The sequence below is a fragment of the Mesorhizobium sp. LNHC209A00 genome (assembly GCF_000502915.1).
Lineage (GTDB): Bacteria > Pseudomonadota > Alphaproteobacteria > Rhizobiales > Rhizobiaceae > Mesorhizobium.
Genome location: NZ_AYWT01000002.1, coordinates 627,043 through 640,408, shown reverse-complemented (window position 1 = coordinate 640,408; position 13,366 = coordinate 627,043). Strand labels below are relative to the sequence as shown.

Below are 13,366 nucleotides of genomic sequence, written 5' to 3'. Positions count from 1 at the left end.
GCGGGCCGTGCGATGGTAGGTCATCGCACTGTCGGGAACCTGCCACATCATGCCAATGCACAAGCCGAAACTCATCCTTGTCCACGAACCCGAAAAGGTGTGTTTCGACCGCTTGCTCGCCGAAGGTCATGCATCGCAGCGGGCCGCCGAAATCTCGTCCTATCTGGCGCAGTCAACCGATCTCGCTCTGGAATTCGATGCGCTGGCCACCGCCTGCGAGGCGCGCGGCCTGTCCTTTGCGCCGGTGGTGCTCGACGATGCCGCCAAGGTGCTCGACGGTGAGGATCCGCGAAGCGCGCTGGTCTGGACGCTGACCGACGGCGTCGCCTATTTCCGTGGCGGCGCGGCCCCCGCTTTGGCAAGACTGAGCGGGTTCAACACCATCGGCGCCGACGATTCGCTGTTCGCGCTCTGCCAGGACAAGTTCCGCTCCGGCGCCGTGCTTGGCGCGCTCGGCCTGCCGGTGCCGCGGGCCGGTCTTGCCCGGGATGGCAAATGGCTGGTCGAGGCGCCCGCTTCCGCCGCCGGCTGGTTCGTCAAGCCCAACCGGCTCGGCGCCAAGATCGGCATCTGGCCGGATTCGCGCGTAACCGATCTCGATCACGCCCTGGAGCTTAGCCGGCGTGTTTTCGCCGCCTATCACGACGATGTCGTCGTCCAGCCCTATGTCGCCGGCCGCAACGTCCGCGCCAGCTTCCTTGGGCTGATGCGGGATACCGGCGTCGAAGCGCTCGGCGTCGCCTTTGTAGAGTCGGGAGGTGATTTCCAGACCATGGAAGACAGTTTGGCGCTCTATGGCGGGACCGGCGAAGCGGCAAGGGCGGCGGGCCAATATGCCGAGCCGGTACTGCTCCCGGTTGGCGAAAGTCAGCCGGGCGCTGATGCCGCAATCCGCCGCATCGCGCAAAGGCTGATCACCGGGCTCGGCCTGCGCGACGTGTTTTCCGTCGACCTGCGCGTCGAGGCCGACGACACGGTTCATCTGATCGAGTTCGAGGTCTGTCCCGGCCTGCCCTGCTTCGATTTTCGCGCTTATTGCGCCTCGCAATGGGGGCTGAGCCTGGCCGACGCGATGGCTGAAACCGCGGCGAACAGGCTTTCGCGCTAGATACCCTCGACCAAGACGATCTCGCCGTCGGCGACCTTCTGGCGGATGGCGACGGCGCGTTGGTATTCCGGCGAGTGGTAGCAGTCATGCGCGGCGGCCAGCGATTCGAACTCGATAAGCACATTGCGCTCCCGCCCTGGGCCCTCGGCCTTCTCATGCTCGCCGCCACGGGCCAGGAATTTCGCGCCGAAGCGCTCGAAAGCTGGTTTTGCCGCCGCGACGTAGTCCTTGTAGCCTTCCGCGTCACGCACATCGACGCGGGCGATCCAGTATCCCTTGGGCATTCTTTTTCTCCTTCCGTGCCGGCTCGTCAGGCCGATCGCATTTCTTCGAGTATCGCCTCCGCCGCGGCGCGCCGGTTGCTGGCCGCGACGATCGGGCGGGCGACGACAAGATGGCTGGCGCCGTTGCGAATGGCTTGCGCCGGGGTCACCACCCGCTTCTGGTCGCCATGGTCGCTCCCCGCCGGCCGGATGCCGGGCGTCACCACCGCCATGTCCGGGCCGACGATGCGGCGCACCGCTTCGGCTTCCGCGGCCGAGCAGACGATGCCGCCCATACCGGCATGCAGCGCCTGTTCGGACCGCCTCAGCACCAGCGTGTGTGGGTCATATTCATAGCCGGCATCGATCATGTCCTGCTCGTCCATCGAGGTCAGCACGCTGACGGCGAGCAGGCAAAGCTCGCTGCCGCGCGCGGCCTCCACCGCCGCCTGCATCGCCTTGGGATAGGCGTGGATGGTCAGCATGGTCATGCCCATCTTGACGATGTTCTCGACGCCCTTGGCCACCGTGTGGTCGATGTCGAGCAGCTTCATGTCGAGGAAGATTTTCGTCCCACCGCTGGCCAGCTCCCTGGCAAAGTCGAGGCCGCCGGCAAAAGCCAGCTGATAGCCGATCTTGTAGAAGGAGACGACGCCGTCGAGCTCGCGCACCGCCTGCTCGGCCTCCTTCACGGTCGGCACGTCGAGGCCGACGATCAATCGCTCCTGCATGGAATGAGGCTGCATGGTTGCGGCGGTCACGCCTCGACCCGGATCGACAGCATGCGCGAGGTTTCGATCAGCGTGCGGCATAGGTGCTCCATCGATTTGTGCAGTCTTTCGTCACGGAAATGGCCGTCCCCGTCGAAGGCGTCGCCACCCTCCGGCACCGAGCATTCCGGTGTCACCACTTCCATCTGGCAGCGCACCAGCACGGCACGCAAATGGTTGATGCAGCGGATGCCGGCGAAGTGCCCGTTGGAGGACGAGCAGAGGCCGGCGATCTTGCCGGCAAGCGGCCTGACCGACCGGCCGCCATCCCGGCGCACCCGGCTCACCCAGTCGATCGTGTTCTTGAGCAGCGGCGGAATCGAACCGTTATATTCGGGTGTCGCGATCAGCAGCCCGTCATGGGCGGCAATCAGCCGCGCCAGCCTCTGGGCGTTTTCAGGAACGCCGTTTTCCTTTTCCAAGTCCTCGTCGAGGATCGGCAAGGGGTAATCGGCAAGCGAAATACGGGTCACCTCGGCACCTTGCACCGCAAGTTCCTTCTGCGCCACGTCGGCGGTCCTGCCGCTATAGGCGCCGCTGCGCACCGAGCCGGCGAAGACGAGGATTTTCGGGATCACTGCCATGGGCCACCCTTGTTCCCGGACAGGTACAGCCGGAGGCCGCGCAAATCAACGCGCCAGCGCGAAAATCGAAAACGACCTGGCGTAAACGCCTGATGGGTGCGTCGAAATTCAGGTCAGGGCGAGTCGAAAATGGCTGATGCCGAGAACCGGAGCGGAGCGTACTTTCGTACGTGAGCACCGGAAGCGCAGGTGTCAGCCATTTGCAGGCCGGCCTCACCTGAATCTCGGCGTATCCTAATGTGCCTCGCGCCGGTAGATCCACAGCTGCGTCGGCGGGATGTTGCGGAAGATGAAGTCGAAATGCTTCACCGTGTAGTTGCCGCGGCCGGCCGGGATCGGCGACATCGGACCATAGGTCAGTTGCACGATCGGCCGTCCGACCGGAATGCGGTCGAGCAGGCTCTCGATATAGGCGATGCGCTGGGCGACCGGGAAATTGAGCAGCGGCACGCCGGAAACAACGCTGTCGAACATCATCCCGCTCCTCTCGCCAAGCGTGGCGTCGAGGTTGAAGGCATCGCCCTCGATGACGTTGACGCCGGGGTAGATCTGGCGCAGGTGGCGCACGAAATCGGTGGAATATTCGACCGCGTAGAGGTTTTCGGGCCGCACGCCCTGGGCGAGGATGGCGCGGGTGATGACACCGGTGCCGGGGCCGACCTCGAGCACCGGCAGGCCGGACTTGGGATTGACGATCGAGGCCATCTTGCGCGCGGTGATCGAACTGGTCGGAACGATCGAGCCGACCGTCTTCGGCTTGTCGATCCAGCCCTTGAAGAATTTGAGTTCGTCGTCGAACTTCTCGGCAAACGCCTTCCGCAGTCCGTGACCACGTGCCATGCAAGCTCTCCTCAGCGCGCCCCTTGAAGCTACTTAACACCTGGATGACGCAAGGCAAGGCGCGGCCTTGCCTATGGCGTGGATAAGATAGTTTTCGTCGCGTCTCAACGCTCGCCGAAAGACTCGAAAAAGTCCTTCATGCGGGCGAAAAAGCCGCTCGATTGGGGGGAATTGTCCTGCGAGGAGAGCTGTTCGAACTCTTCCAGCAATTCGCGCTGGCGACGCGACAGGTTCTGCGGCGTCTCGACCGCGGTCTGGATGTAGAGGTCGCCGACATTGGGCTGGCGCAGCACCGGCATGCCCTTGCCCTTGAGCCTGAACTGGCGTCCGTTCTGCGTACCTTCGGTCACCTTCACCTTGGTCTGCGTGCCGTCGAGCGTCGTCACCTCGAAGGAGCCGCCAAGGGCAGCGGTGGTCATCGAGATCGGCACCTTGCAATAAAGATCGGCGCCGTCGCGCTGGAAGAATTCGTGCGGCTTGACCGCCAGAAAGATATAGAGGTCGCCCGATGGCCCGCCGCGCAGTCCGGCCTCACCCTCGTTGGCCAAGCGGATACGGGTACCGTCCTCGATGCCGGCCGGGATGTTGACCGACAGCGAACGCTCCTCGGTGACACGGCCCTGGCCGGCGCATTTCGGGCAGGGATCCTTGATTGTCTGGCCACGGCCCTGGCATTGCGGGCAGGTCCGCTCGATCGAGAAAAACCCTTGCGTGGCGCGCACCTTGCCGTGGCCGTTGCACATCGAGCAGGTGACCGGCTGGGTGCCCGGCTTGGCGCCGCTGCCGGAGCATTCCGTGCAGGAGATCGAAGCCGGCACGCGGATTTGCGCGGTCTTCCCCGCGAAGGCTTCCTCCAGCGAGATTTCCATGTTGTAGCGCAGGTCGGCGCCGCGCTCGCGGCCACCGGAAGAGCGGCGCTGGCGGCCGCCCATCATGTCGCCGAAAATGTCCTCGAAGATGTCGGCGAAGCCGCCGGCGCCAAAGCCCTGCGCGCCATTCATCCCACCCTGCTCGAAGGCGGCATGGCCGAAACGGTCATAGGCCGCGCGCTTCTGCGGGTCCTTCAGCGTCTCGTAGGCTTCGTTGATTTCCTTGAACTTGTGCTCGCAGGAATGATCGCCGGGGTTGCGGTCGGGATGGAACTGCATGGCGAGCTTGCGAAAAGCGCTCTTGAGCTCCTTCTCGTCGGCGCCCTTTTGCACGCCCAGCGTTTCGTAGAAATCAGCTTTCATTTTTTCCCGCAGTCCGGATGTTCAACGTCTTGATGCAATGTTGCGTCGTTTGCCGGCACGTTGTTTCGATTTAGGAGCGGTGCTGCCCGTATGCTAGGGCCGGCGCGAACTTGTCCGTCGTTTTGAGTGATTTTTTCTGAAGTGCGCGCCACTATTTCAGCAAGGGTTGCAAAAAAGCCCGGCCTTGCGCCGGGCTCTTCGCATTATCCTGCCGTCAGGCTGCTCAGGCCGACTTCTTCTTGTCGTCGTCTTCGTTGATTTCCTCGAAATCGGCGTCGACGACGTCAGAGTCCTTGGCGGCATCCGCCTTGGCGTCGGCTTCCGCCGCTTCCTTCTGCGAGGCCTCGTACATGGCCTGGCCAAGTTTCATGGAAGCTTCGGCAAGCACCTGGCTCTTGGCCTCGATGTCGGCCGGATCGTCGCCCTCGGCAGCGGTCTTCAGCGCTGCGATCGCGTCCGAAATCGCCGTGCGCTCGGCCTCCGAGACCTTGTCGCCATATTCCTTCAGCGACTTCTCGGACGAATGCACCAGGGCTTCGGCCTGATTGCGGGCCTCGACCACGGCGCGACGCTTCTTGTCGGTATCGGCGTTGGCCTCGGCATCCTTGACCATCTTCTCGATGTCGGCGTCGGAAAGTCCACCCGACGCCTGGATGCGGATCTGATGCTCCTTGCCGGTACCCTTGTCCTTGGCCGAGACGTTGACGATGCCGTTGGCGTCGATGTCGAACGTGACCTCGATCTGCGGCACGCCGCGCGGCGCCGGCGGAATGCCGACCAGGTCGAACTGGCCGAGCGCCTTGTTGTCGGCGGCCATTTCACGCTCGCCCTGGAAGACACGGATGGTCACGGCGGACTGACTGTCTTCGGCCGTCGAGAACACCTGGCTCTTCTTGGTCGGGATCGTCGTGTTGCGCTCGATCAGCCGGGTGAACACGCCGCCCAGCGTTTCGATGCCGAGCGACAGCGGCGTCACGTCGAGCAACAGCACGTCCTTGACGTCGCCCTGCAGCACGCCGGCCTGGATGGCGGCACCGAGTGCCACGACCTCATCCGGGTTGACGCCCTTGTGCGGCTCCTTGCCGAAGAACTGCTTCACGATCTCCTGGATCTTGGGCATGCGGGTCATGCCGCCGACCAGGACCACTTCGTCGATCTCGCCAGCCTTCAGGCCGGCATCCTTGAGCGCCGCCTTGCACGGCTCGATGGTGCGCTGGACGAGGTCTTCGACCAGGCTTTCGAACTTGGCGCGCGTCAGCTTCAGCGTCAGGTGCTTCGGTCCGGTCGCGTCGGCGGTGATGAAGGGCAAGTTGATTTCGGTCTGTGTCGTCGACGACAGCTCGATCTTGGCCTTTTCAGCCGCCTCCTTGAGGCGCTGCAGGGCGAGCTTGTCATTCTTCAGGTCGATGCCCTGTTCCTTCTTGAACTCGGCCGCCAGATACTCGACCAGGCGCATGTCGAAGTCCTCGCCGCCGAGGAACGTGTCGCCATTGGTCGACTTCACCTCGAACACGCCGTCGCCGATTTCGAGTACCGAAATGTCGAAGGTGCCGCCGCCAAGGTCATAGACGGCAATCGTTTTGCCTTCCTTCTTGTCGAGGCCATAGGCAAGCGCTGCCGCGGTCGGCTCGTTGATGATGCGCAGCACTTCCAGGCCGGCGATCTTGCCGGCGTCCTTGGTGGCCTGGCGCTGGGCGTCGTTGAAATAGGCCGGAACGGTGATGACCGCCTTCTCGACCTTCTCGCCCAGATAGGCTTCCGCCGTTTCCTTCATCTTCTGCAGGATCATGGCCGAGATCTGCGAGGGCGACTGCTTCTTGCCGCCGGCCTCGACCCAGGCATCGCCATTGTCGCCCTTGACGATCTTGTAGGGGACAAGCTTCTTGTCCTTCTCCGTCACCGGATCGTCATAGCGGCGGCCGATCAGGCGCTTGACCGCGAAGATGGTGTTTTCAGGATTGGTGACCGCCTGGCGCTTGGCCGGCTGGCCGACGAGGCGTTCGCCGTCGCCCGAGATGGCGACGATGGAAGGCGTCGTGCGCGCGCCTTCCGCATTCTCGATTACCTTCGGCTCCTTGCCATCCATAATGGCGATGCACGAGTTGGTGGTGCCGAGATCGATACCGATTACTTTTGCCATTTTTCTAGTCTCTCCGCTAAGCAGGCTCTCAGGACCCGGGTAAGGCGTTCCGACGAAAGCCCCTGTTCACAAGAAATACCGTCCACCCACCGGTTCTCCGGCGCCGCACGGCTTGGCGCGTATATAAGAACAGGCGGCATCGCGCGCAAGCATTCTGCGCAACGCTTCCATGAACCTTTCCGCGCCGGCCCGCGACTGATGTCCAGGTGCCGCATGGCGCGGCCCCGGAAAGGAAGCCCCCCATGACTAGCAACCCAGAGACTCCATGGTCTCCGGGACCAACAGGAGCTCGGCGCGACCACCGCCTTCGGGACGGGGTCGATGCGCTGGGCTTCCCGCTGATTCCGTTGACCCTGCGCAGGAGCAGGCGTATCGTCACTGCGAGGAAAGCAGACAATTCGATCAGGGAAGAACGAGCCGGACCACCGCGCCTTGCCCTGATTTGCGCGGCAAGTCCGGACGTCTCTCCCCTGGACTACGGGGGTAGTGTCATGTCTCGCATCCGCGGCGCGTTCGTGCTTTTTTTTGAGTTCGACAACCGCTTGCGCGGTGCCTTGCAGGCCGGTGGCCTGCTGGCTCTGGCGCTTGCCGCCAACCTGTGGCTGAGCGCCGCCGCCCAAGCGCAGGAAACCCAGATCATCTATCCCGGCTCGATGGCGGTCACCGGCTTTCCCGGCACCATCATCCCCAATTTCGACGAGGGGCTGCCGCCCGGCGTCGATCCGGTCGACGAAACCTTCATCGACATCTCGCGCGCCACCTTGCGCGTCTTCGACGTTTCACACCTGGGTGGTCCGGCTTCGGGCCAGCTCGTCTTCACGCCGCCGCCCTTCGAGGTGACAGCAGGCCAGATCGGTGAGGTGTTCGGCCTCACCTATGATGACGCCGTGCGCGACGGTGTGCCGTCTGGCGTTCCCAACCTCTATGCGGCCGCTACCTCGCTGCATGGCATTGAGATCGTCACGCCGGACGCAGACAAGGACGGCAGGCCGGAGCGGCAGCGCCGCGGCACGGCGGGCGCCACCTTCATGGAGGGCCAGTTCGGCACCGAAAACGGCGGCGGACCGGGCACCATATGGAAGATCGACGGCATCACCGGCCAGGTCGCCAAATTCGCCGACATCGACACCAACAGCGGACCCGGCATCGGCAATATCACCTTCGATCCCGCCCACCGCCAGTTCTTTGCCTCCGATCTCGACACCGGCCTGATCCATCGCATCGACGCCGACGGCAGACTGGTCGACACGTTCGACCATGGCGTCGCCGGCCGGCCGGCGCATGGGCTGGCCCCGGTCGCCGACGACGGCGCGGTGATGGACGTACAGGGCGCGGCCTTCGACTCCGAGGACCCCGACAGCTGGGGCTACACCCAGGACGAGCGCCGGGTCTGGGCCGTCTCCTATCATGGCGGCCGGCTCTATTATTCGGTCGGCGAAAAGTCGGAAATCTGGTCGGTGGGCATTGCTCGCGACGGCACCTTCGCCGGCGATCCCCGCTGGGAACTGACTGTGAAGGCCGACAAGGACTACGCCGTCACCGACATCGCTTTCGACAACAGCGGCTTCCTGTATCTCGCCCAGCGCGGCCCGATCGAAAACCGCTATGATTACAGCCGCTTCGCCGATTCCGGCAAAGGCGAGGTCATCCGCTACTTCAGGGAAAATCCCGACGATCCCTCGACGGAATCGGTCTGGGTGGAAGCGCCGCAGGAATATGCGGTCGGCTTCCCGCAAGGCAACAGGCAGTCGGCCGGCGGCCTCGATCTGCAATATGGCTACGATGCCGACGGCAATCTCGACACCTCGGTCTGCACCCAGACCTTGGTCAACACTGGCGACAAATTGCGCGACAACCCCGAGTTCGCCGAAAAGCTCGCCGTGGGCGGGCCGCTTGCCGTGCATGGCGTGCAGATCACGCCCAAGGAGCTGGTCAAGCCGGACAACGTGCCGCCCTTCGGCTCCTGGTTCGTCGATTTCGACGGCTATTTCGAGGATCCCGAAGTGGAAGGCCATGTCGGCGACGTCGCCGTCTGGCATCCCTGCGAGGGCCGGGCCGGCTATTATGAGGAAATACCGGGCGGTTATGAGCCCCCCTTCTACCCGCCGGATTTCCCACCGCCCGGCAATCTGCCTCCGTGTCTCGACGTGGAGGACGTGCAGTATTACTGCACGCCGCGCGGTCTCGAGGCCGATCTCTATCTCCATGACCATGCCGGCTTCGGCGGCGATTCGATCAAGGCCCAATCCAGGACGCCAGGCGTCGCGGTGACCTCACCTATGTCGCATGCACCGGGCAAGCCCTACACGATCGACATCACCGGCCACTATCCGGGCGACAGAGTGGATGTTGGACTTTGCTTCTACAGGAAGTCCGACAAGGACAAGGGTGGCTACTACCCTTGCTGCAAGATGACCTTGCCGCTCCGGACCCCAGCCGTCAGTTGCGAACGTTGAGGAGGCAAAGATGAACAGTCTTGCCCCATTCCCGCTCGCGGCCAAATCTCCCAAAACCGTCATGGAGACGATCATGAAACCCCTGTCACTCGCCAGGCGCGGCGCGCGCTGGCTGATGGCGGCCGGGATCGCGGTCGCCCTTGCGCCCGCACTGCCGGCATCCGCCGCCCAGACCGTCCAGGCTCTCACCAGCCAGGATGTGCAGCCGCTGCAGTTTGACAATCCGCGCATCATCAACCCGGAACCCGGACGTGTCGTGCCGTTCTTCACCAAGACCGGGGGCCAGCGCAGTTGCGACTATGTCTTCTATACCTTGACCTTCGGACTGCGCGGCAATCCGCAAGGCTTTGCCAATCCGGCCCTCGAGGCCGCGCTGAAGAAAGCCCGGCTCGACTTCAAGGACCAGCTTCCGCACGGTCTTTCGATCGTCAATGTGACCGTCTCCGGCGACGGCACCGATGCATCGGGTGGGGCCTTGCCGGGCGCTGTCGTAAGCGCTTCGGCCGGCCCCAACGACACGGCGACGGTTTCCGATTTCCGGATTTCCGCCAGCGATCTCGATGGTTCGGGCGCACTGAACGAACGCGTCATCACGTTCCGCATCACCGCCAAGATCGACCACGGCGCGTTTCCAGCGCCGGTCAACGTCGACAACCAGGGCATGATCAAGGTCACCGGCGGCACCGGCACGGGCACCATTATCCTGTCGCACGATCCGGGCAAGCCGGACGACGGCAACATCGCGACCGGGGAAAAGACCTCGATCCGGATCGACCTCACCAAATGCGACAAGCAACCCCCGCCTCCAACCGACCACGGGTGTTTCAAGGTCGAACGCGGCACGGTTGACTGCGTGCCCGGCGGTGGTGCCTTCATCTATCACATGCCTGTCGGCCCCGAAATGAGCGGCAAATGGGTGCAGGTGTCGACGACCTCATCAGGCATCAGCATCGTCCCCGACACTCAGAAGGTGCCGGCGGGCGGCGGCGTGCTCAACTGGAAGATCGTCGGCGCGTCACCCGGCGACGTCATCCACCTCATCGTCACCGGCATCGAGACCTATGCCGGACCGAAGGAGGGCTGGGGCCTGTGCTGCACGCAAACCATCGACATCGTCATCCCGCGTGACCAGAGGTGCCCGCCCAGGGATAAGGAACCGGACCTCAAGGTTGAAAAGCATGCCGACGTCACACGCTGCACGATGGGCGGCGGCTGCGACTTCACCATCCGCGTCACCAATGTCGGCACAGCGCCTTACAACGGTAAGATCGTGCTCGACGAGGTGACGCTGCCGGCCGGCTCGACGCTGAGTTCAGGGCCCAATCCGCCCTGGGTCTGCGCGCCGGGAACCACCCCCATGACGTGCACCTACCCGGTGACCACGCTCGCTCCGGGAGCCTTTGTAGACCTCAAGCTCGGCTTCAAGCCGGCCGGAGGCTGGCAAGGCAGCGTGCTGCGCAACTGCGCCACCTACAATTACGGCGCCAGCGGCAAGCCGCTGTTCGGCAGCCAGGCCAATGACCGGGGCTGCGCCTCGATCCCGATCTGCCGCCGCGGCGACCGCAATCCGGATTGCCAGCCGCCAGTCGAGAAGAAGGTCGACCTGATCCTTAAGAAGCGTGCCCGCACCGAAGTCTGCACCGCCGATGGCGTCTGCACCTTCATCATTGACATCATCAACAACGGCACATCGACCTATAACGGGCCGCTGACGGTGATCGACAACTACCCCGGCGGCGCGCCGGCATCCTCGACCTTCGGGCCGAGCCCGCCCTGGACATGCGGCCCTAACGGCCCCGGCCAGTTCCGCTGCGACAATGCCGGCATCTCGCTGCCCGCGGGCGCTTCGACGCCGATCTTCGTCAAGGCGGTCATGGCGGCCGGCTACCGGTCCGACACGGTCGAGAACTGCGCCGAGGTGAAGGCCATCCCCGGTGAGGTCGATCTCACCAACAACAAGGCCTGCGCCAAGGAACGCATCCGCCATCCCAACAGCGGCCAGCCGACCTTGCGCATCACCAAGGCGTGCAACGGTTCGCTGGCCGGCGCGGCGCTGGTGTCCTGCCGCATCACCGTCGCCAATGTCGGCACGGCTGCCCCCACCGGTCCGGTGCGGGTCGACGATGCCGCCACGCTGGTGTCGGGCGGCGCGCCTGTCCAGATCCAGACCGTGACCCCTGACGGCGCGGAATGGGCATGCGGACCGGTTCCGGCCAATGCGTTGTCGTGCCAGATACCAGGCGCCGTCATGACGCCTGGGACCTCAAGGCATTTCGACGTGACGGTTTGGGCCAATGGCGAATTCGAGAACTGCGCGCGCGGCTCCTATGGGCCGGCGCAGGGCGACGACGTCGTCTACCCCATCGGCCAAGCCTGCGCCAAGGGCGGCGGCTCCTCGACCATCCGTGTCGAGAAGACCGGCGACCGCGAATGCAGGCTGAGCCAGCCCTGCTCGTTCGACATCACCATCACCAATGACGGGACGAGCCCCTTCTCGGGCCCGGTCCGCATCGGCGATGCGATCGGCGTCGATGGGCTTGGCCGGCTGGAAGGCGTCGCGATCACTTCGATCGAGCCGCCCTTCGGCTGTTCGCCGGAACCGACGACCTTGCCGGCCTCCTGCATCGCCAACCTGACGCTCGGCGCCGGCGAAAGCCGCTCGTACCGTGTGACAGTGGTCATCCCTGACGATGGGCGTCTTGCCAACTTGCAGGGTAATGTCAACGGCCGGAACTGCGTTGGCGTGCTCTCTCCCGAGACACGGGTGCAGAACGGCGGCGACGTGCTGTCCAACGACGCGACCAATGTGCAGGGGGATCGCGGTAAGGCCTATGCCTGCCATCCCTTCATCATCACGCATGAGGTGAAGAATCAGTGCTCGCCGGGCTTTGTCATGAACGACGCCGGCAGATGCGTCTGCCCGGAAGGCACCACCTTCCGCAACGGCCAGTGCACCGGCGGCGGCACCAATGTTCTGCCGACACCTCCACCGCCGCGCTGCGTGCTGCTCGAAGGCCAGATCCGCACCGAGGACGGACGTTGCGTCTGCCCGCGCGGCACGGAGCTGGAGAACGGAAAATGCGTCGGGACCGACAAGCCCGAGCAGTGCACCATCCGTGGTCAGGTCCACAATGCGGACGGGGACTGTGTCTGCCCGCAAGGCACCGAGGTGCGAGACCGGGCCTGCCGCCAGATCCGGCCAAAGCCGCAGCAGTGCCGCATCCCTGGCCAGTTCCGCAATGCCGATGGCGATTGCGTCTGCCCGCAAGGCACCGAGCTGCGCAATGGCGCCTGCCGTCCTGTCGGGCCGAGGCCCGAGCAGTGCACCATCCGTGGCCAGGTCCACAATGCGGACGGGGACTGCGTCTGCCCGCAAGGCACCGAGGTGCGAGACCGGGCCTGCCGGCCGATCAGGCCGAAGCCTGACCAGTGCACCATCCGAGGCCAGGTCCATGACTCAGATGGCAATTGCGTTTGCCCGAAGGGTACCGAGGTGCAAGGCAATGCCTGTCGGCGCAAGCAGCCGCAGTTGGAGCAGTGCGACATACGCGGCCAGGTCCGCAACAAGCGCGGCGAATGCCTCTGCCCGCGCGGGACCGAGGTGATCGACGGCGCGTGCCGCAAGCCCAGGCAAGAGAGCGAATGCGCGCCGGGTTCGCAGATGGTCAACGGCCAGTGCCAGCCGATCTTCAGGCGGCACTGTCCGGAAGGCATGGTCGGGCGCTATCCGAACTGCCGGCCGATGCGCGGGCAGCCATCGCTGGAAATCGATCCGGGGCAGTTGCTGCAATTGCTGCCGCGGCGCAGGCAGCCGATCGACCAGCAGCAAGACCCGGTGCCAAACAGGGTGCTGAAGCTCCAGCAGCAGTAAGCACCCGCGCGACACCAAACGAAAACCCGCTGGAGCAATCCGGCGGGTTTTTCTTCATGATCCAGGCAGGCGAAGGTTGGCGGCGACAGGATCGGGAACGCC

The 13,366-nt window shown here is 64.4% G+C and carries 9 protein-coding genes; 3 read left to right on the top strand and 6 right to left on the bottom strand.

From position 1 onward, the window contains the following. Window positions 1–49: 49 nt before the first annotated feature. Complete coding sequence (locus X739_RS159530) at window positions 50–1,108, top strand: hypothetical protein (protein ID WP_023772066.1); 1,059 nt, start codon at window positions 50–52, stop codon at window positions 1,106–1,108. Here X739_RS159530 and X739_RS159535 read toward each other — a convergent pair. The 6 genes from X739_RS159535 to dnaK form a co-directional block, all read right to left on the bottom strand. After that, on the bottom strand, window positions 1,105–1,392 hold the full coding sequence (locus X739_RS159535; protein WP_023772067.1) for a DUF1330 domain-containing protein: 288 nt from the start codon (window positions 1,390–1,392) through the stop codon (window positions 1,105–1,107). The genes X739_RS159530 and X739_RS159535 overlap by 4 nt on opposite strands. A gap of 26 nt (window positions 1,393–1,418) precedes the next feature. Further along, window positions 1,419–2,132 carry an orotidine-5'-phosphate decarboxylase gene (gene pyrF, locus X739_RS159540; RefSeq protein ID WP_023772068.1) on the bottom strand — a complete coding sequence of 238 codons (714 nt, stop codon included), beginning with the start codon at window positions 2,130–2,132 and terminating at the stop codon, window positions 1,419–1,421. Further along, on the bottom strand, window positions 2,129–2,725 hold the full coding sequence (locus X739_RS159545; RefSeq protein WP_023772069.1) for an NADPH-dependent FMN reductase: 597 nt from the start codon (window positions 2,723–2,725) through the stop codon (window positions 2,129–2,131). The genes pyrF and X739_RS159545 overlap by 4 nt, the downstream gene beginning before the upstream one ends. Before the next feature lie 234 nt (window positions 2,726–2,959). Beyond that, window positions 2,960–3,565 carry a phospholipid N-methyltransferase PmtA gene (gene pmtA / locus X739_RS159550; protein WP_023772070.1) on the bottom strand — a complete coding sequence of 202 codons (606 nt, stop codon included), beginning with the start codon at window positions 3,563–3,565 and terminating at the stop codon, window positions 2,960–2,962. 104 nt (window positions 3,566–3,669) lie between these two features. Then, window positions 3,670–4,797: a molecular chaperone DnaJ gene (dnaJ, locus tag X739_RS159555; protein ID WP_015314665.1), complete on the bottom strand. Its 1,128-nt coding sequence runs from the start codon at window positions 4,795–4,797 to the stop codon at window positions 3,670–3,672. 223 nt (window positions 4,798–5,020) lie between these two features. Beyond that, on the bottom strand, window positions 5,021–6,937 hold the full coding sequence (dnaK, locus tag X739_RS159560; protein WP_023772071.1) for a molecular chaperone DnaK: 1,917 nt from the start codon (window positions 6,935–6,937) through the stop codon (window positions 5,021–5,023). Window positions 6,938–7,179: 242 nt separating this feature from the next. Between dnaK and X739_RS159565 the strand changes: the two genes are divergently transcribed. Beyond that, window positions 7,180–9,393 carry a hypothetical protein gene (locus tag X739_RS159565; RefSeq protein WP_031251959.1) on the top strand — a complete coding sequence of 738 codons (2,214 nt, stop codon included), beginning with the start codon at window positions 7,180–7,182 and terminating at the stop codon, window positions 9,391–9,393. 10 nt (window positions 9,394–9,403) lie between these two features. Continuing rightward, window positions 9,404–13,264: a hypothetical protein gene (locus X739_RS159570; RefSeq protein ID WP_023793305.1), complete on the top strand. Its 3,861-nt coding sequence runs from the start codon at window positions 9,404–9,406 to the stop codon at window positions 13,262–13,264. Window positions 13,265–13,366: the final 102 nt, after the last annotated feature.

What these genes read in the sequence shown, in the direction of transcription:
- X739_RS159570 (WP_023793305.1), top strand. Translation starts at nt 9,404, where the DNA reads ATGAACAGTCTTGCCCCATTCCCGCTCGCGGCCAAATCTCCCAAAACC.
- X739_RS159530 (WP_023772066.1), top strand. Translation starts at nt 50, where the DNA reads ATGCCAATGCACAAGCCGAAACTCATCCTTGTCCACGAACCCGAAAAG.
- dnaJ (WP_015314665.1), bottom strand. Translation starts at nt 4,797, where the DNA reads ATGAAAGCTGATTTCTACGAAACGCTGGGCGTGCAAAAGGGCGCCGAC.
- dnaK (WP_023772071.1), bottom strand. Translation starts at nt 6,937, where the DNA reads ATGGCAAAAGTAATCGGTATCGATCTCGGCACCACCAACTCGTGCATC.
- X739_RS159545 (WP_023772069.1), bottom strand. Translation starts at nt 2,725, where the DNA reads ATGGCAGTGATCCCGAAAATCCTCGTCTTCGCCGGCTCGGTGCGCAGC.
- pmtA (WP_023772070.1), bottom strand. Translation starts at nt 3,565, where the DNA reads ATGGCACGTGGTCACGGACTGCGGAAGGCGTTTGCCGAGAAGTTCGAC.
- X739_RS159565 (WP_031251959.1), top strand. Translation starts at nt 7,180, where the DNA reads ATGACTAGCAACCCAGAGACTCCATGGTCTCCGGGACCAACAGGAGCT.
- X739_RS159535 (WP_023772067.1), bottom strand. Translation starts at nt 1,392, where the DNA reads ATGCCCAAGGGATACTGGATCGCCCGCGTCGATGTGCGTGACGCGGAA.